Source organism: Actinotalea sp. JY-7885, assembly GCF_014525465.1.
Classification (GTDB): domain Bacteria; phylum Actinomycetota; class Actinomycetes; order Actinomycetales; family Cellulomonadaceae; genus Actinotalea.
On record NZ_JACEXH010000006.1, the window covers coordinates 25,338 to 41,933 of the forward strand.

The following is a 16,596-nucleotide window of genomic DNA, read 5'->3' on the forward strand; positions in this document are numbered from 1 at the left end:
TCAGGTGGGCACGGCGCCAGAGCGTGCGGTCGGGGGATCAACCGTTTCGAGGCCCGCCATTCGCGCGCGCAGCCTCATCCCCAGGTCATAGCTCGCGACCGTCGCCGCCTTCCCAGTGGCGTCGGCGACGGTCCGGGTGCGGTCGATGATCTCGCTATCGGCGTCCAGAAGGCGGGCGTGGTCGGGGTCGTCGAACAGGACCATCAGACTGACGGCGGGCCTGCTCTCGGGCGTCAGGATCACCGGTTCGGCGGGTTCTGCGAGAAGTCGCTCGAGAATGCGTAGCGTGGTGCGCGCCCGCGACCTGACGGGCTCCTTGGACGCATCGCTGACCGTTCCCGTGCCGCGGTTCTTGAGGCCGTCCAGCTCGTCGATCACCATCATGGGCACGAGGAGGCGGAGGTGGGCCTGCCCCGCCTGTGCGGTCGTATCCCACGCTAGTTCGTCGAACGGCACGGGCGCGTGAATGAAGACGTTGGTGTCTGGCACGACGAAGGCGTCGACCGTGGCGTGCCGCTTGAGGTCACGGCGAACCTCGACCATCGCAATCTCAAGCGCACGGAGTTGCGAATCAAGTTCGACCTCCACCAGAAGCGCCAGGTTGTTGCCCTTACCAGCTGGATCGAGACTCAGCAGTGCCCAGTGACGACGGGTCGTCACGAGACGGTTCAGCGACTCCGTCGTGAGCGTGTATCGGAGCATCCGCATCTGCAGGGCCGACCAGGCCAGGTACGCGTTGTACAGGTCCAGGCCCGTGGATGCCCGCACGCGGACGTTCCGCAGCGCACTGTGCGCGCCGTCGAGCATTTGCAGCAGTTGTGGGCCGGTGACTCCTGGGAGCGTTGCGATCGCCATGCCGCCTGATGCTGCCATCCGTTGGCCTGGATTGGGCAGCGGCTGGGCCGCTTGCCACGGGGCGCTAGTACGTGGACGCGCTCGCGCGCCACCACCGCTTCTGGGCCTCACTGAGGGCAGCGTGGAGGAGCGCCAGGGTCTCGTCCGCATCCCGCGTGAAGGCGTTCGGAGAAGCGCGGAGGCGCACGGCCAGTTCAGGCACGTACGCGGACGCGTGAGCGACCGCAACGCGGGCATCCGCGACAGCCTTCACCCATGCTCGCACCGAGTCGCGCGCCACCTCGGCATCCATCGCTTTCTGATCGGCTGGAGAAGCGCCCTGCCACTCGACGCGCTGGACGAAGTCGGACGTGGCGATCACCGTCGCTACCGCACCGATCGCGTGGGCGAGCACGTCCTCCACGCGACGCCGACCTCGGTCAGCGACGTTCACCGCGTACGTGATCACCGCACCGACAAGGATGGAAAGGAGGGGCACCACGATGTCGGAGAGCGCAGTCACGCACCGATCGTCCCACGTTGATGCATCGGGCGATCAGTCTCTACCTTGGGCGGTTGGCGATCAGGTCCGGCAGTCGGCTCGCTGCGGCGATATGGCCATGAAGCTCGGGCGAGAGGTGCTTGGCAACGTGGATGATGTGCCTGCGGTGGCTCTCAGGTGAGCGGTCAAAGATTGACTCGTGATGTGCAACGCGGTTGCGCAACGCCCGCAGTGCGCTCAGGGCGCCGTGAATCACGGCGCGGTCTGCTCCAGGCGTGTAGGCGGTGTGCAGGCACTTGACCCAAAGGGTCTTCTCGTGGAGATCGTCGGTGAGGTACGACCAGAACCCGAACATCAACTCTGCAACGGCCTTGCCTCGCGGGACGACCCCGTTGTCGTAACCGGAGTGCTTCCTGGCGGTCGCGATATTGCCGCGTGGCGTGGCGTTCTTGTCCTGGGGGTTGCCGTGCTTATCGTTCGCAAAGTGGACCGGGAAGAGGACACTTAGGTTGCCGTTGTCGAGCCAGTCACCGGCGACACCCGGGTGGTGAGCGAGCGCACGGTCGTACGCGTTGCGGAGCCCGATCTCGAGGTGACCGAGGTCGCGGAGGAAGGCGGACGCCAGGTCGGCGTTCCACTCGTACAGTGCGAGGGCGAGGGCCGCGTCTCCGCCAGCGGCGTTGCGATACTTCTGGAACCTGCCTGGTGTTAGCCAGGTGTCGATCCAGGGTGGCGTGGACACTGATGAGCCCTCCGGGTAGTCTGTGACGCACGCGAGAGTTCCATGCGACCGCTGCTTGCACGTTGCTGGAGCCAAGGCTTTGGGAAGCCCCGGTATCGGATCACCGACCCGGGGCTTTCTGCTGTCCTGACCTGCGGGTGACCCTCTCAGGGGCGAGGCGTCACCGTCCAGCCCTGGCGGGTAGCTGCTCGGAGGTGCGCGATCTGGCGTCCTCGAGAGCCCTGTGCACTGTGGTTCGGCTGACCCCGAGCGACCGCGCAATCGCCGCCTTGGGTGTGCCCGCCTTGTGCATGGCGCGGACGGCCTCCAGTCGCTCACCAACGAGCACTGGCGGGCGTCCCCCGACGCGGCCACGAGCGCGGGCCGCCGCCAGGCCGCTCAGCGTTCGATCAACGAGGACCTCGCGCTCGAGTTGGGCGAGCGCTGCGAAAATCGAAAGGAGCAGCATGCCTACGCCACCGTCTTGCCCTGGTGTCGTGTCGATCGCCTGGGTGAGCGATCGAATGCCGATCCCGCGTGCGCCGAGGTCATCGACGAGCACGACGAGTTGCCGCACGGTGCGGCCGAGCCGGGACAACTCGGTGACGACGACGGTGTCGCCGGCGCGGGCGTAGTCGAGGAGCTTGTCGAGCTCGGGGCGACTCGTCTTGGTGCCGCTCACGCCCGCTTCGATCCAGATTCGCTCGCAGCCGGCGGCTCGAAGCTCGTCTTCCTGGCGCTCGAGCCCGCCTGTCTGCTGGGCGGTTGACGTTCTGACGTAGCCGAGAAGGGCCATGGGTGCCTCCGTGATCGTTGGGTGCTGGCACCGGTGTACCGGCGATCACGGGTTGCGTACAACAAACGGTCGGGTGAAGTTCCTGGACGGTGCGGGTTGTGAACACGGTTGTTGTACGCTCCCGCGCCGACCACTGAGCACGAGCCCTGAGCGGCCGCGGAACGTACAACATCCGGTCGTTTGCTGTGTGCCACATCCCGTGCTCGATGCGATCACGTCGGGTACGGCACCGGCTAACCTGTGCGCATGTTCGGCGACAACGCGACTGGGCGACTCCGCACGATTCTGAGTGCGATGCGCGAGTACCCGGGTGGGCGCCCTCTACGACGGGCGTGGTCCGCCACGCTGGGGGTGCAGGATGGCGGCAACGCGACGCTGCTGCCGGTAGTTGCGCGGGTTGTCACACTGCCTGACCAGGCCCGATCGGAGATCCTCGCGCTTTCCGAACAGGACACCGACGGCTTGCTCGCGTGGTACGACCGAGTACAGGTAGCGATGTCGATCGCACACCACTTCGACACGACGGTCGACAACTTCAAAGCCCAGTTCCGCGACGAGGACCTCGTCATCCTGCGACAGGCGTCCTTCCAGGTGAACAAGGCCGCCCCCGATGCCCCTTTGGCACCCGAGGAAGTGGCCTCGGCGACCGAACTGGTGAACGGACTGCTGACCGCAATCGTCGACGATCCCGACCTCGACGACGCGTCACGAGCACTCCTCGTCAGGGCAGCGACCGGCATCCTCAACGCACTCATGGAGGTGCGTGTGACTGGCACAGAGGGCGTCCGCGATGCCCTCGGAGCCGCTTTCGCGATGTTCAGGTTGGTCTCGGAGCATGCCCCCAGCGAAGCTTCCGGTCGGCGACCAGGCGCCCTCGCGGCGTTCGAGCGTGCTGCGCACGACCTTGCGTCGTTGACGACAATCGCGACGGGCATGGCGATGTCCGCGCCTGCGGTTCAAGCCGCGTGGCACGCGACCGTTCGGTTGTTGGGCTCCTAGCCCGCGACTCAGGCGGCGGCGTGGAGGTCCAGCTCGCCCTGCTCGAGTGGCCCACCGAAGATCGTGCGTGCTGCGGCCTCGCTGGCGTCACAGCGCACGCACACGAGCCCAGCCACCCCGTGCCGGTCGACCGTGGGGAAGCGCGTCGTGCGAAGGGCGCCGCACGCGTCGCACGGCAGTGCGCCTTCGGGGATGGGTGGCGTGTTCGGCCCTGAGGGACGCGTGGGTGTGCGGCGTCGCTTGACCGGGAGGTCCGCCTCGACGGGTGTCACGTAGACGAGCTTGTGGCCACCGCGTGCGGTCACGAACGGCTTCCCGACGTGGGCGATCGTGACCGTCTGCACACGACCACGCCGCGTGGTCACGTTGATCGTCGCCTCACCAGCGGCAACCCTGCCGAGCACGTAGCCGGCGTCCGCGCGCACCACCCAGTTGCCCCAGCGGTTGTGCGCCCACTCTGCGAGTGCGTGACCGCGGCCGTGCTCGACGTAGACGGTCTCGTGTGCAGCGGGAAGAGTTACTGGCCGCTCGGGCAACCGTTCGGTCAACTCGCGGTGCTCGCGGCACGGGCCCGCAGCACAGCAGCGCAGGGCGGTCTTGCCGTCGGCTGCAACGGGCCGGTCGATGCTGACGATCTCTGCGGGTCCGAGGGTGCCCTGGACCACGTCTTGACCGGTGCTCTGGAGCTTGATCATGAGTCCACGGTCTCCGCGAATGGGGTGCTTGACAATACCTACTTGTCAAGATTGGCAAAGATCACTCAAAAGGATGTCTACACGCACGTTTCCGCAGGTCAGAGGCCCATTTCCTATGACCTCGCGGGCAAGAACCTCTCACGGCGGGGGCCTCGCCTCCGATACGGCCGCACTTCACCGGCCGCACCAGCACGGAGGCACCCCCATGCACCGCTCCCAACCCGCCCACGACGACCAGGGCTTCACGCTCATCGAGCTCCTCGTGGCCGTGATCATCATCGGCATCCTCGCGGCCATCGCGATCCCGATCTTCCTGAACCAGAAGGCCGCCGCGTACGACGCGACCGTGCGAGCCGACCTCGGGCAACTGGCGGAGACCCTCGAGGGCTTGGACGTGCCCCCTGGCACTGTGGCGCGGGCAGCAGACGGCGCGCTCTGGGTCGCTGGCGTTCGCCAGCCCGATCCGGTGACGACCAGCATCGGTGTCTCGTGGGGCGTCGCGGGGACGACGACGGCGTACTGCCTTACCGGCTTCCACCCCGGCGCCCGGGTCCACAACTCCGTGCACACGGCAGCGACGTGGGACGCGGCCGCCGGCGGCCTCGACGGTACGGGTGGTGCGTGCACGCCCACGACCACACCGGCGGCGTTCGCCGTGGACGTCACCGATGGCGGCGGTGGGCTGAATCTGATGACAGACACGCTGTGGCGGCGGTCGTCGGTGCCCGACTTCACGATCAGCGCTGCGGGCGCGTTCGCGTCGTACGGCAACGCCCCGTACCGCACCGTCGACGTGGCCACCCCGGTCGGCACCCGCGCGGTGGAGGTCGTGACCAGTGGGGCAGGGCCGAGGGGCCTGATCATCTTCCAGCGCTCCCAGGGTGCCTGGGCCCAGGACACCAGGATCGAAGAGGCCGGGGAGGTGTGGAGCGCCAGCATCTTTGCTAGATGCGCGGCGGGTCGACCGGTGACACTGGGTCTCCGCGACCGGACCGCCACCGGCGCGTACCACGCGGCCTCAGAGAGCGCGACGACGTGCACGGGTGATTGGCAGAGGCTCGCGCGCACGTGGACGGTGCCGACCGGCCACGTGGGCCACACCCTGAGCCTGCAAATCTGGATGAGCGGCGCGAGCGGGTCGAGCTTTCTCGTGGCGGGTCCGCAGCTCGAGCGGGGCCCGCGGGTGAGCGCGTTCCAGCCGACGCTCTGACCGGGGCGTACCGCGGTGGGCTACCGGTAGCGGACCCGTTGCACCCGTGCCGGCACCCGATCGGCACGCTCGGCGACCGCGGGTGTGTAGGTCTTGGCTGCCGCCTGTCGGGTGACGCCGAGGAGGTCGGCGAGCTCGGCCCATCCGTGGGGCCGGACGATCTCGACGCGCCGGTCGTGTGCGTCGCGCTCATCCACCCCGGTCCGCAGTGCCACGACCAGTGCACGCCGCGCCGCTACGAGAGCCTCCTCGGCGGCGACGACGTCCACCAGGGCGAGCTCGACGGACGTCGTCTCAGCGCGGTCGACCCGCTCAAGGGCTCCGTTCACGTGGCCCAGGGCAGTGCGAGCCGACGCGCCAGCATCCGTGAGGGGCGAGGGTGGCGCGGTCGTGGACATCGGGTTCCTCCAGGCAGCTGGGTGCGCACGTACGAGCCGTAACGTACCGGCAACGCAACAGTGGTTGCGCCTGGGCAACGGTTCTTTGAGTGAGGGATGACAAGTGCGCAAGAACCTCTCACCTCGGGGGGCATGCCTCCGATACGGGCCGCACATTCCGACCCCAGCTCCACGGAGGCCCCCCATGACCGACACCGACGGCACCTCCCAGAGGGGCGACGACCTCGCCGGCCTCGTCGCCGCCCTCGACAACCCCCTCGCCGCCCTCGACGAGGCGACACCCACGGGCGTGGCCGGCTCGCACTGGGGGCCAGTGAGCGACGCGTCCACGGTCACTGCCGCGATGCGGCGCCTGGAGGCACTGCTCGCCGCCGCCGCCAAGGGCTCGCGTGGTACGGCAGCCTCGCGTGCAGCGGTGCTCACGGCTGTGGATCGCGCCCTTGCGGACCCGACCGAGGGCTACCTGCGACGCCTGAGGATCGAACGCTCGCGTGCCGTGCGCGAGTTGGTCGCGGCTGGCTGGTCAACGAAGAAGATCGCCAACCACCTTGACGTGAGCCGGTCGCGCGCCCGCCAGTTGATCCACAACAACCAGTCGTACGTCAGTGCTGAGCGCCAGCTCGCCCTCGAGGTCCTATCGGTGCAGGTAGAGGAGCGCCGCGCCGCCGAGAAGGCCGCCCGTGACGCCGCGAAGGCCGCACGTGCCGCCACGGCACGTGCGGAGCGGGTCGCGCTCGGACGGGAACTGCAGGGCCGCCTCGACGCGGGGGCTACGCGGGTCGAGCTGCAGAGTGAGTACGGGGTGAGCCGGCAGAGGGTGGCGTCGCTGCTCGCCGAAGCGCGGGCCGCGGACGCCGACGAACAGGCCGGCAAAGCGCTGCTGGAGGCCGCGTGAAGGGCGAGAGGGGCCGCCGAATGGATGAAACGCTATTCGACAAGAACATAATCGGGGCCTTTTAGCACGCTGGCGTGCTGAATTCGGAATCGTTGTATAGACGGACCGCTATTGTATTTCTCGTGAGTGCAAAGGGTGGTGCGACAGCGGACCGGGGCGGCGACAACGCCCCGGTGCTGCTCGACGCCACCGACCCCGTTGTTGCCCGCTACGGCGTCCGCCTCGTCACCCCGACCGAACTCAAACTGATCACTGGGTACGGCTCGGCGAAGTGGCGCACCGCGGCCGCTGACGGTCACCTCGTCCGCTACGGCGACCCCCGCCGTCCCAAGTACGACCTCGGCGAGGTCCTTGAGCACCTCCGGAACCCGCGCCCCGTCCTCACGCGGCGCGAGCGCCTCGGAGCCGGTCCTCGCCTCCAAGGAAACGCCCGCCTGCCCTTCGCCGCATAAGCGGGGACCGTTAGCCGAGAAACCGTCGGACCGCACGCCGGTAGCGTTGGTGCGTGGACGCACCCTCGAAGACGCCCCTCAAGCGCAACCCTGCGATCCCCGGTTCGATCTACCGGCAGAAGGATCGTGCGAAGTACACCGTCACGTACCCGTTCGTCGACCCGCGCACCGGTCGCAAGACCCCGCGTTACGGCAGTGCCCTGACGGTCGAGGCCGCGAACGACCTGCTCGAGGAGTGGCACGCGACGACGGCGGAGGAGCACCGCGAGCAGGTGCTCGAGCCGACCCGCTTCCGGGACCTCGCGGCGGACTGGCTCACCGAGAAGGACCCGCGCTACGACCGTCGGCAAGCGCCGGACGGGTACCTGTTCACCGAGCGGGTGGTAGACGACGGGACCTGGCGCGACTACGCCTCCGAGATTGCCACGCACCTCATCCCCGAACTCGGCGACCTGCCGCTGAGTGCGATTACGCGCGCGCGTGTCCAGGTGTTCCTCGACGAGCTGCCTCACCGGGAGTCGCAGATGCACGCGGGTCAGGCGATCTCCCGCTCGATGGTGATGAAGGTCTACCGACGGTTGTTCAGCATCGTGCAGTTCGGGCGGGTCAACGGTTCGATCACCGGGGACCCCATGTTCGGCAACCCGCTGCCCGCACCGGTGCGTCGCTCGACCCGACACAAGGCAGAGGTCACCGCCCTGGATCGCGCGCTCAGTCAGCGAGAGGTCGATCGGCTCATCGAGTGGCTTGGTGCCGCGTACCCCGACCACCGTGCGTACGCCGCACGTTTCCAACTGGGAGCGGAGGCCGGCCTCAGGCAGGCTGAAGCGACGGGGTTGACGTGGAACCGTGTGGATCTGCGCGCACGACTCCTGGTCGTCCATCAGCAGCTCGTTCACGAGCCATGGCAGCACGGGTGTGGACCCCTCGACCGGCAGGCGGGCGTGACCCCGTGCACGCTCGACGCGCGCAGCACCGCCGGCGATCGCCGGCTCGGTCAGTTGCGGGCGGCACAGTGCCCGCTGCGTACAGGTGGTACCTGGTGGGTCGACCAGGACACGAAGAGCCACCAGCAGCGGCGCGTCGCGATGACGACCGAACTGACAGCTCTCCTCGAAGACTTGTACGAGAAGCGGCGGGTCCCCACCAGGACCAAGGCAGCGGAGCGCGCTCTCAACGGCGTCAGGGCGCGGTCGCGGTACCCGGTGGAACACGCTGACTTGGTGTTCACCGCTCAGCGCGGTGGACACATCAGCAAGTCCGTCGACAACACCTTGTGGCACCGCGCGCTGGACGGCGCTGGTGTCCCGTCCCAGGACCGCACCGTGCACGCGCTGCGACACACGGCCGCAACCGCGTGGATCCGGTCGGGGTTGCCGCTCCCGACCGTTCAGATCCTCCTGGGCCACAGCTCCCTCCAGGTGCTGCAGCGCTACTACGGGGGCGTGCACGCGTCGTCGGTGGAGGTCGCGGACCAGCTCGCGGAGTACATCGCCCGCGTCCGGTCGGCGAACTGACGCAGTTGACGTGACAGGCCGACTGCCGGTAGGCCCTGTGACAACTAACTTCCAACTAACAGACGCTCCTAGGGCCGGACCGGGGTCCGTGTTTACGCAGGTGACAGCGCCAGGCTCAGACGGTCTTGAAAACCGTTGGTGCGGTGACCCCGCACTCAAGGGTTCGAATCCCTTGCCCTCCGCCCGCGCCGCGCCGCGCCGCCCAGCCGCCGCCCGGACGAATCGGCGCGGACCGGCACTCCCGCCGGGCGGTGGTGCCGGTCCGCGGTCCGGCCCGGCCGGCGGGGCACCGCCCGTCAGGGCTGCTGGACCGTGACCAGTGGCGTCGAGCCCTCGGGGACCACGTAGACCGCGCCCGCCTCGCGGAGGGCCTCGATGCGGCGGCTCTCGATGATCTCGGGCGTCAGCGACGCGGCGAGGAGGCGGTTGGCCTCCGCCTGGCCGTTGGCCTCGGCGATCGCGGCGGCCGCCGCCTGCTCGGCCTGCACGACCTGCGCCTGCGCCTCGATGCGCGTCGCCTCGAGGTTCGCCTCGGCCTCCTGGACGCGCTGCTGCGCCGCCTCGACGGCGTCGAGCGACGCCTCGACCTGCTCGCTGAACCGGATGTCCTGGAGCTCGACGCGCTCGACCACCACGCCGTAGTCCGAGAAGTCCTCGTTGAGCCCGTCGAGGATCTCGCGCTCCACGTCGTCGCGGTACTCGCCCCGGAACTGCACGGGCGTCAGGACGCCCGGCACCTGCTCGACGACCTCCTCGCCGTCGACGACCTGGACGGGCTCCTGCTCGTCGGGGCGCACGTTCGACGGCGCCTCCCGCATGGTGGAGAGGATCACCGGCTGCACGACCTGGCGCGTGAAGTTCTCCTGCGTCCGGTAGCGGTTGTAGAGGGTGCGGATCTTCTCGGGGTCGGCCTGGAGCGAGTAGGAGACCTGCGCGTCGACGTTCGGCTGCACCCGACCCAGCGAGACGGTGATCTCGCGGCCCTGGATGTTGCCGTCCGTGTACGCGGGGGTGCCGTCGCCGGTGCCCGCGTAGGTCGCCGTCTGGGAGAGCAGGTCCCACGTGGAACGCGACTGCCACGGCGCCTTGACGCTGATCCCCGTGGTGACGTCCACCCCCGCCACGGCGCCGCCGATGTTGACGATCACGTTGGCCTGGCCGGCCGCCTGCGAGTACAGGACCGAGGGGAGGAAGGCCAGGGCGCCGAAGGCGAGGGCCGCGAACCCGACCAGCCGGGGGAGCCTGGCCTTGTCCACGGTCACCTGGCGGGTCGTGCCCTTCTTCGTGACCTCCTTGGTCGTCGTCGGGCGCGTGCGCGCGAAGCGCAGGGCGCCGACGCCGAGCGCCAGCAGCAGGAGGGCGAGCACGAACCAGGCCACGACGGGTCCTCTCTCAGGGGGTGCCGCGGTCAGACGTCGTCGCCGCGTGCGGGCACACCCTGCCCGACCGAGATCATCTCCGGGCTGACCGACACGCGCCGGCCCCGGTGGACCAGGACCGCGCCGACGTAGATCGACCAGAGCGAGAGCGTGTCGAACGCGAGCCGCTCGGAGATCCCGAAGGGCACGCCGAGGCCCGTCCCCCCGGTGATGACGTCGAGGAACAGGACCAGGCCCACGATCGAGACGGCGAGCGTCACGGCGGTGACGGCCCGCACCGCACCGCCGTAGCGGGGGACCGCGGGGTCGCCGCGGCGCGGCCGGCCGAGCGCGACCACGAGCAGGCCCATGGCCAACCACTGCAGGACGCCCTGCGCCAGGGCAGCGACGTCGTGCCCGTCCGGGGCGACGTCCCAGGGCAGCAGGCCCACGCCGGCCAGCGCGAGGCCCGCCAGACCGGTCGCGACCATCGCCGCCCGACCCCACGTCCGCCGGGGCCATGCGTCCCGCAGCAGGACCGCGCCGACGGTCACCGCGAGACCGGCGAGCACGGTGGCCGCGTTGACGGCGTCGTGCCACGGGGAGCAGACGTACCGCGCGAGCGCGCCGCCCTCGGTGAAGGTGCCGCACGTCGTCACACCCAGGTCGCTGATGGCGTTCGCGGTGAACGAGTACGCCTGGGGCCACGCGAGCGCGGCCGCGAGCTGGACGGCCAGCAGGAGGCCGCTCAGGGCCCAGGCGAGGCCGCCGCCGACGAGCCGTGCCGAGCCCTGTCGATCACGCCGTCGTCCGCCCATGACCCGAAAACTACCGGTCGAACGGTGTGTCGCAGGGCCCGCCCGACGGATCACGGGCTCCTGCCGAGCGCGTCCCCGGTCGCCCACCTAGCGTGGGCGCATGAGCCCTGCCAGCCGACTCGTCGACCGGATGATCGTCGGGTACCAGCACCGCCTGTCCCCCCGGAAGGGCTTCACGTGCGCCCACCTGGTCGCGCACGGCGGGCGCTCCTGCTCGGCCGAGGTGCGTGACGTCGTCCGGCGCCGCGGGGTCCTGCGCGGCACCGTGCCGACCGTGCTGCGGTTCGCGGCGTGCTACCGGGCGGCGGCCATGCTCGCGCAGACCGACGTCCGCGGCGTGTGCTGCTGCGGCGGCATCCCCATCCCGTTCCGGTTCTGACGGCCCAGCAGGCTGCGACCGACCGCATCTGCGGCGGCGCCGTGCCGACCGCGGTCCCGCAACGCAGTCCCGCGGACCCGGGACAATGGTGAGCATGACGACGCCCGACGAGCACGCCCTCGAGCCCGTCGAGCTGATCCGGCAGTCCGGCACGGTGCTGCGGATGGGGACGGCCATGCTGTCGTCGGGCACCGGCTCGTACCGGGTCAAGACGGCGATGCAGCAGGTCGCGACCGCGCTCGGCATCGACCGCCACCACGCCCACGTGACCCTCACCGAGATCACCGCGACGTCGCACCGCGGCCGCATCTTCCGCACCGAGGTGGCCGAGGTGCGGTCGGTCGGTGTCAACGCGCACCGCCTGGGCGAGCTGACGAACCTCGCGAACGGGCTGCGCCCGGGCGCCCGGGCCGACGACGTCCTGCGCGAGCTCGACCGGATCGACGCGCTGCCGCCGCTCTACCCGGCCTGGGCGAACGCCCTCTTCGCCGCCGTGGCGTGCGGGGCGTTCGCGTACCTGAACGACGGCGGGCTCGTCGAGGTCCTCGGGGTCTTCCTGGCCGCCGGCCTCGGGCAGCTGGTGCGGCGGTGGCTGCTGCACCGGCGCGCGAACCAGATCGGCGTGACGATGCTCGCGGCGGCCGTGTCGAGCCTGGCCTACCTCGCTTTCGTGCTCGTCCTGGACGCCGTCGGCGGCTCCGGTGCGACGCACGAGGCCGGGTTCATCTCCGCGGTCCTCTTCCTCGTGCCCGGGTTCCCGCTCGTGACGGGCGCGCTCGACCTCGCCAAGCTCGACCTCTCGGCCGGCGTCGCGCGGATCACGTACGCCGCGCTGATCCTCACGTCGGCCGCGGTGAGCGTGTGGGCGGTCTCGTGGTTGACCGGCCTGGAGACCGACCCGTCGCCCGCGGCGGAGGTGGCGCTCGTGCTCGAGGTCGCCCTGCGGACCCTCGCCAGCGCGCTCGGCGTCCTGGGGTTCGCGCTGATGTTCAACTCCCCGTGGCGGATGGCGCTGGGCGCCGCGGCGATCGGCGCCGTGGCGAACGTCCTGCGGCTCCAGCTGGTCGACGGCGGCGTGGCGGTCCAGGCCGCGACGATGCTCGCGACGCTCGTGGTCGGCCTCATGGCCGCGTGGGTGGCCCCGCGGCTCCGCGTCCCACGGATCACCGTCTCGGTGCCGGCCGTCGTCATCATGGTCCCGGGCGCCGCGGTGTACCGCGCCGTCGTGGGCCTGAACAACGGCGACGTCGACGTCGCCGTCGCGGCGGGGATCCAGGCGGTGTTCGTCGTCGTCTCGATCGCGGTCGGGCTCGCCGTGGCGCGCATGCTGACCGACCGCGCGTGGGCCTTCGAACGCTGAGGTATGGGTGCCTGCGAAGGGTTCCGCCGCAGGTCAGGGCTCGCTTTGCCCCTGGTCGGACCGGCCGGGTACCCTGACCTGCACACTGGAGACGTCGCATAGTCAGGTCTAGTGCGCGACCCTGCTAAGGTCGTGAAGGGGCAACCCTTCCGTGGGTTCAAATCCCACCGTCTCCGCTCTCTTTCGACGAACCCCGCGCCGCTCCGGTGCGGGGTTTCGTGGTTCCCGGGCAGGTGCAGGGCCAGGCCGCGCGGCACGCGCGAGGGCGGTGTCGCTGCCCTACGCTGCGGCGTCATGCGCGAGTTCGTGGACGGTGCCCGGCTGCTGCTGCGGGGCTGGGGCTTCTGGCGGCGACGCCCGTCCGCGATGGCGTGGGGTCTGGTGCCGGCCGCTCTGGCTGGCGTGCTGGTCCTGACCCTTTTCGTGGTGCTGGTCCTCAACCTCGAGCGGATCGGCGACGCCCTCACGGGGTTCGCCGACGGCTGGGGCGACCCGTGGCGCCAGATGGTCGAGCTCGCGGCGCAGGCCGTGGTCCTCGGGGCGGCGGTCGTGCTCGCCGTCGTGAGCTTCACCGGCCTGACCCTCGCGGTCGGGGAGCCCTTCTACGACCGCATCTGGCGCGCGGTCGAGCAGACCGAGACGGGGACGGTGCCCGCGGGTGACACGGGCTTCTGGCGCGGCGCCGTGGACGGCCTGGCGATGGTGGGCCGCGGGCTCGTGGTCGCTGTCATCGCGGGGGCGATCGGCTTCATCCCGGTGGTCGGCACCGTGCTCGGCTGGGTGGCCGGCGTCGTGCTCACGGGCTGGGTGCTGGCCCACGAGCTGACGACGCGCGCGCTCGTGGCGCGGGGCATCGAGCGGCGCGAGCGCAACCGCCTGCTGCGCGCCAACCGGGTGCGTGCGGTCGGCTTCGGGGCGGCGACGCAGCTCTGCTTCCTGGTGCCCGGCGGGGCCGTCGCCACCATGCCGGCCGCCGTCGCGGGCTCCACGCTCCTCGCCCACAGCCTGCTCGCGGGCACGCCGCTGCGCGTGGTCGAGGTCCCGGAGGCCCGCCGCGCGCAGGCCGGAGGGGACGGCCTCGCGGGGTGACCGGCGGGAGGCGCCCGGCCGCGTGGCGCGGCCGGGCAGCGCCGCCGGGGGAGCGGATTGGGACGGACCCCGCCCGGCATGTATTCTCGTCTGCGGCCCTCGGGCCACGCGCCCGTAGCTCAACGGATAGAGCATCTGACTACGGATCAGAAGGTTGGGGGTTCGAATCCCTCCGGGCGCACAGATGGCAGGCCCTTCACCAGCGGACACGCTCGGTGAGGGGCCTTCGTCGTCCCCGGGCCGTCGACCTCCGCGCGGGGCGTGTGCCCTCAGCGCACGGCGGCGACGACCGCCCCGACGGCGAAGATCGCGGCCTCGGCCGTGCGCGCGCGGTGCTCGGCCGCGCGGGCCTCGTCGCGTGCGAGCTGCAGCTCGGCCTCCAGCTCGGCGATGCGCGCGTCGAGCTCGGTGGTCGGGGCGGGCGTCAGCTGGTCGGTGGTCACACTGAGTCATCGGGTCGCGCGACGGCGGGTTGAGCGCGGGGCGGGGTGACGTCGGCCATTCACCCGGATGCAGCGCTGATCTTGGTCCGGTCGGGTGAGCGACGGCGACCGGCGTTCACCCGAGTGGGTGGTGGTGAGATGAGGGCACGGTGGCGACCCCGGTGAACCGGACGGGGCGTTGGGCCGTCTCCCCGGAGGACGGCGTGCGCGCGGACGCACGCGGTCCAGGGGCCGAACGGAGGGCACGGGCATGAGCGGACAGGCGGCTGAGGCAGCGGAGCAGGCGACGCGCACGACCGAGGCGGGCGGGACGCGACGCGTGTTCCTCGCCGGTTCCCTCGCGGTGGCCGGCGCGGGCGTGCTGGTGGCGTGCGCTGCGGACGACGGCGGCTCCGGCGGCGCGACCGGCGGCGGCTCCGGCGGCGGTGGCGCCACGGCGGCGGGCGGGCTCGTCGCGCTCGCGGACGTGCCCGTCGGCGGAGCGGTCTCCGCCACGACGAGCAACGGTGACAAGGTGCTGGTCACGCAGCCGGAGGCGGGGACGGTCGCGTGCTTCAGCGCCGTCTGCACGCACCAGGGCTGCGCCGTCGTGCCGGGTGACGGCACGCTCGCGTGCCCGTGCCACAACTCGGTGTTCGACCTCGCGACCGGCGAGAACCTCGAGGGGCCGGCGCCCAGCCCGCTTCCCGAGGTGGCCGTCGAGGTCAGGGACGGGCAGGTCGTGGAGGCGTGAGACCCGCGGCGGGCGGGGCGGGGGATGCGGTGCGTGAGCGCAGCCCCCGCTCCGCGACGAGCGCGAGGACCCCGAAGACGACCGCCCCGGCCTCGGACACGAGCGAGAGCACGGCGGGTGTGCCCCCGCCCGCCTCCTGCACGCCGAGGAACCCGACGGTGAGCGCCATGACGTACGCGCCCAGCGTGGCGAGGCCGAACCCGACGGTGGCGAGCACGGGCAGCCAGTGGTCCCACACCAGCAGCGCCAGGGCGACGACGACGCCGCCCACGAACGTGGCCAGGAAGCCCGGCCCGAGCACGGGGTGCGCCCGCAGGCCGAGCGTCCACAGGTCGAGGTGCACCACCGCGCTGAGCAGCACCGACGCGGCCGCCAGGCCACGCGCGACGTTGCCGGCCGTGCGCCGCCGGACCGTGCGGCTCACCGCCGCGCCCGGCGCCCCGGTGCTCGTGATCGGTGCTGCGGTCATGATGGTCTCCCCTCGTCGCGCCGGTCGTCCCCGGCGTGGACCCTCCCCGGCAGAGACGTGCCAGGGGGCGCGCGGGTTCACCGGGCGCGCTCCGGGCGTCGGGCCCGCGCCGGGAGCGGGGGGTGCCGGGTGCCCGTGAGCTCGTCCGACCTGATGATCGCGCTGCACGGCGAGCACGCCGGGCCGCTGTGGGGCTACGCGCTGAGGCTCACGGGCGGCGACCGCGTGCGCGCGCAGGACGTGGTCCAGGAGACCCTGCTCCGCGCATGGCGCTCGCCGCGCGTGCTGGACGGCTCGACCGGCTCGACGCGGGCGTGGCTCTTCACCGTCGCGCGGCGCCTGGTCATCGACGAGTGGCGCTCGTCCCGGGCGCGGCGCGAGGTGCTCGCCGACGAGGTGCCCGAGCCGCGCCGGACCGACGGCGACGCGGACACCGAGGCCCTCCTCGAGGGCTGGCTGGTCGCGGACGCGCTCGAGCGGCTCTCGCAGGAGCACCGCGAGGTGATCCTGCTCTGCTACTACCGCGGCCGGACCGTCGCCGAGGCCGCACGTCTGCTCGGTGTCCCGGAGGGCACCGTGAAGTCACGGACGCACTACGCGCTGCGCTCGCTGCGGCTCGTGCTGCAGGAGATGGGGGTGACCCGTGGCTGACGCCGACCACGAGCGGTGGGCCGTCGAGGTGGGTCCGTACGTCCTGGGCTCGCTGGACCCGCACGCCCGTGCCCGCTTCGAGGACCACGCCGCCACGTGCGCGGCCTGCCGCGCCGAGGTGTCGGCGCTCGCCGGGCTCCCGGGCCTGCTGGACCGGGTGTCGGCCGACGTCGTCGACGAGCTCGAGGGCCGCCCCGGCGCCGAGCGGGCGGAGCCGCCGCCCCTGCTGCTCGCCGACCTGCTGCGCGTGGCGCGCCGCGAGGAGCGTGCGCGCGCG

21 protein-coding genes and 2 tRNA genes are annotated in these 16,596 nt (G+C 71.3%); 13 read left to right on the plus strand and 10 right to left on the minus strand.

Annotated features, from left to right (window positions below; translation table 11 throughout):
* From IDM29_RS01485 to IDM29_RS01500, 4 genes are all read right to left on the minus strand, one after another.
* Positions 1 to 855 carry a PIN domain-containing protein gene (locus IDM29_RS01485; RefSeq protein ID WP_188037098.1) on the minus strand — a complete coding sequence of 285 codons (855 nt, stop codon included), beginning with the start codon at positions 853 to 855 and terminating at the stop codon, positions 1 to 3.
* Between the two features lie 64 nt (positions 856 to 919).
* Positions 920 to 1,357: a hypothetical protein gene (locus IDM29_RS01490; RefSeq protein ID WP_188037099.1), complete on the minus strand. Its 438-nt coding sequence runs from the start codon at positions 1,355 to 1,357 to the stop codon at positions 920 to 922.
* Between the two features lie 40 nt (positions 1,358 to 1,397).
* A complete protein-coding gene (locus tag IDM29_RS01495) occupies positions 1,398 to 2,078 on the minus strand; it encodes an Abi family protein (RefSeq protein WP_188037100.1) in 681 nt (226 codons plus the stop codon).
* A 160-nt stretch (positions 2,079 to 2,238) separates the two neighbouring features.
* Positions 2,239 to 2,853, minus strand: a complete 615-nt coding sequence (locus IDM29_RS01500) for a recombinase family protein (protein WP_188037101.1) — start codon at positions 2,851 to 2,853, stop codon at positions 2,239 to 2,241.
* Positions 2,854 to 3,099: 246 nt separating this feature from the next.
* Here IDM29_RS01500 and IDM29_RS01505 point away from each other — a divergent pair, with 246 nt between their 5' ends.
* Complete coding sequence (locus tag IDM29_RS01505) at positions 3,100 to 3,852, plus strand: hypothetical protein (RefSeq protein WP_188037102.1); 753 nt, start codon at positions 3,100 to 3,102, stop codon at positions 3,850 to 3,852.
* Positions 3,853 to 3,860: 8 nt separating this feature from the next.
* On the opposite strand, the gene IDM29_RS01510 is transcribed toward IDM29_RS01505, so the two are convergent.
* Positions 3,861 to 4,547, minus strand: coding sequence for a hypothetical protein (locus tag IDM29_RS01510; protein ID WP_188037103.1), 687 nt, complete (start codon positions 4,545 to 4,547; stop codon positions 3,861 to 3,863).
* Between the two features lie 262 nt (positions 4,548 to 4,809).
* Between IDM29_RS01510 and IDM29_RS17480 the strand changes: the two genes are divergently transcribed.
* Positions 4,810 to 5,757, plus strand: coding sequence for a hypothetical protein (locus IDM29_RS17480; protein WP_375372392.1), 948 nt, complete (start codon positions 4,810 to 4,812; stop codon positions 5,755 to 5,757).
* A gap of 20 nt (positions 5,758 to 5,777) precedes the next feature.
* Here the strand turns inward: IDM29_RS17480 and IDM29_RS01520 are convergent, their stop codons facing one another.
* Entirely contained in the window at positions 5,778 to 6,155 is a 378-nt protein-coding gene (locus IDM29_RS01520; protein WP_188037104.1) for a hypothetical protein, read from the minus strand.
* 184 nt (positions 6,156 to 6,339) lie between these two features.
* On the opposite strand from IDM29_RS01520, the gene IDM29_RS01525 reads away from it, so the two are divergent.
* The 3 genes from IDM29_RS01525 (at position 6,340) to IDM29_RS01535 (ending at position 9,019) form a co-directional block, all read left to right on the plus strand.
* Positions 6,340 to 7,050, plus strand: a complete 711-nt coding sequence (locus IDM29_RS01525) for a hypothetical protein (protein WP_188037105.1) — start codon at positions 6,340 to 6,342, stop codon at positions 7,048 to 7,050.
* A gap of 173 nt (positions 7,051 to 7,223) precedes the next feature.
* Positions 7,224 to 7,502 carry a hypothetical protein gene (locus tag IDM29_RS01530; RefSeq protein ID WP_188037106.1) on the plus strand — a complete coding sequence of 93 codons (279 nt, stop codon included), beginning with the start codon at positions 7,224 to 7,226 and terminating at the stop codon, positions 7,500 to 7,502.
* Between the two features lie 53 nt (positions 7,503 to 7,555).
* A complete protein-coding gene (locus tag IDM29_RS01535) occupies positions 7,556 to 9,019 on the plus strand; it encodes a tyrosine-type recombinase/integrase (protein WP_188037107.1) in 1,464 nt (487 codons plus the stop codon).
* Positions 9,020 to 9,315: 296 nt separating this feature from the next.
* Here IDM29_RS01535 and IDM29_RS01540 read toward each other — a convergent pair whose 3' ends face one another.
* Entirely contained in the window at positions 9,316 to 10,398 is a 1,083-nt protein-coding gene (locus tag IDM29_RS01540; protein WP_182112792.1) for an SPFH domain-containing protein, read from the minus strand.
* A 29-nt stretch (positions 10,399 to 10,427) separates the two neighbouring features.
* Positions 10,428 to 11,195, minus strand: coding sequence for a DUF998 domain-containing protein (locus IDM29_RS01545; protein WP_188037108.1), 768 nt, complete (start codon positions 11,193 to 11,195; stop codon positions 10,428 to 10,430).
* 100 nt (positions 11,196 to 11,295) lie between these two features.
* Here IDM29_RS01545 and yidD point away from each other — a divergent pair, with 100 nt between their 5' ends.
* The 5 genes from yidD (at position 11,296) to IDM29_RS01570 (ending at position 14,204) form a co-directional block, all read left to right on the plus strand.
* Complete coding sequence (gene yidD, locus IDM29_RS01550; RefSeq protein ID WP_188037109.1) at positions 11,296 to 11,574, plus strand: membrane protein insertion efficiency factor YidD; 279 nt, start codon at positions 11,296 to 11,298, stop codon at positions 11,572 to 11,574.
* Between the two features lie 94 nt (positions 11,575 to 11,668).
* Positions 11,669 to 12,934 carry a threonine/serine exporter ThrE family protein gene (locus IDM29_RS01555; protein WP_188037110.1) on the plus strand — a complete coding sequence of 422 codons (1,266 nt, stop codon included), beginning with the start codon at positions 11,669 to 11,671 and terminating at the stop codon, positions 12,932 to 12,934.
* An 87-nt stretch (positions 12,935 to 13,021) separates the two neighbouring features.
* Positions 13,022 to 13,110: transfer RNA gene (locus IDM29_RS01560), tRNA-Ser, on the plus strand.
* Between the two features lie 118 nt (positions 13,111 to 13,228).
* A complete protein-coding gene (locus IDM29_RS01565; protein WP_188037111.1) occupies positions 13,229 to 14,023 on the plus strand; it encodes an EI24 domain-containing protein in 795 nt (264 codons plus the stop codon).
* A gap of 108 nt (positions 14,024 to 14,131) precedes the next feature.
* Positions 14,132 to 14,204, plus strand: a tRNA-Arg gene (locus IDM29_RS01570).
* A gap of 88 nt (positions 14,205 to 14,292) precedes the next feature.
* Here IDM29_RS01570 and IDM29_RS01575 read toward each other — a convergent pair.
* Complete coding sequence (locus IDM29_RS01575; RefSeq protein ID WP_182112797.1) at positions 14,293 to 14,466, minus strand: hypothetical protein; 174 nt, start codon at positions 14,464 to 14,466, stop codon at positions 14,293 to 14,295.
* Between the two features lie 250 nt (positions 14,467 to 14,716).
* On the opposite strand from IDM29_RS01575, the gene IDM29_RS01580 reads away from it, so the two are divergent.
* The gene (locus IDM29_RS01580; RefSeq protein ID WP_182112798.1) at positions 14,717 to 15,199 is read left to right on the plus strand and encodes a Rieske (2Fe-2S) protein; all 483 of its coding nucleotides are present in this window, start codon (positions 14,717 to 14,719) and stop codon (positions 15,197 to 15,199) included.
* On the opposite strand, the gene IDM29_RS01585 is transcribed toward IDM29_RS01580, so the two are convergent.
* A complete protein-coding gene (locus IDM29_RS01585; protein ID WP_188037112.1) occupies positions 15,171 to 15,668 on the minus strand; it encodes a hypothetical protein in 498 nt (165 codons plus the stop codon). The genes IDM29_RS01580 and IDM29_RS01585 overlap by 29 nt on opposite strands.
* A 129-nt stretch (positions 15,669 to 15,797) precedes the next feature.
* Here IDM29_RS01585 and IDM29_RS01590 point away from each other — a divergent pair, with 129 nt between their 5' ends.
* Both IDM29_RS01590 and IDM29_RS01595 read left to right on the plus strand, forming a co-directional pair.
* On the plus strand, positions 15,798 to 16,319 hold the full coding sequence (locus IDM29_RS01590) for a sigma-70 family RNA polymerase sigma factor (RefSeq protein WP_309232657.1): 522 nt from the start codon (positions 15,798 to 15,800) through the stop codon (positions 16,317 to 16,319).
* Positions 16,312 to 16,596 (plus strand): zf-HC2 domain-containing protein (locus IDM29_RS01595; RefSeq protein ID WP_223147838.1); only part of this gene is annotated, 285 nt, incomplete at its 3' end. The genes IDM29_RS01590 and IDM29_RS01595, both read left to right, overlap by 8 nt.

Coding starts and splice junctions, on each gene's coding strand:
- IDM29_RS01580 (WP_182112798.1), top strand. CDS start 14,717: ATGAGCGGACAGGCGGCTGAGGCAGCGGAGCAGGCGACGCGCACGACC.
- IDM29_RS01545 (WP_188037108.1), bottom strand. CDS start 11,195: ATGGGCGGACGACGGCGTGATCGACAGGGCTCGGCACGGCTCGTCGGC.
- IDM29_RS01565 (WP_188037111.1), top strand. CDS start 13,229: ATGCGCGAGTTCGTGGACGGTGCCCGGCTGCTGCTGCGGGGCTGGGGC.
- IDM29_RS01510 (WP_188037103.1), bottom strand. CDS start 4,547: ATGATCAAGCTCCAGAGCACCGGTCAAGACGTGGTCCAGGGCACCCTC.
- IDM29_RS01505 (WP_188037102.1), top strand. CDS start 3,100: ATGTTCGGCGACAACGCGACTGGGCGACTCCGCACGATTCTGAGTGCG.
- IDM29_RS01485 (WP_188037098.1), bottom strand. CDS start 855: ATGGCGATCGCAACGCTCCCAGGAGTCACCGGCCCACAACTGCTGCAA.
- IDM29_RS01525 (WP_188037105.1), top strand. CDS start 6,340: ATGACCGACACCGACGGCACCTCCCAGAGGGGCGACGACCTCGCCGGC.
- IDM29_RS01555 (WP_188037110.1), top strand. CDS start 11,669: ATGACGACGCCCGACGAGCACGCCCTCGAGCCCGTCGAGCTGATCCGG.
- IDM29_RS01500 (WP_188037101.1), bottom strand. CDS start 2,853: ATGGCCCTTCTCGGCTACGTCAGAACGTCAACCGCCCAGCAGACAGGC.
- yidD (WP_188037109.1), top strand. CDS start 11,296: ATGAGCCCTGCCAGCCGACTCGTCGACCGGATGATCGTCGGGTACCAG.
- IDM29_RS01520 (WP_188037104.1), bottom strand. CDS start 6,155: ATGTCCACGACCGCGCCACCCTCGCCCCTCACGGATGCTGGCGCGTCG.
- IDM29_RS01585 (WP_188037112.1), bottom strand. CDS start 15,668: ATGACCGCAGCACCGATCACGAGCACCGGGGCGCCGGGCGCGGCGGTG.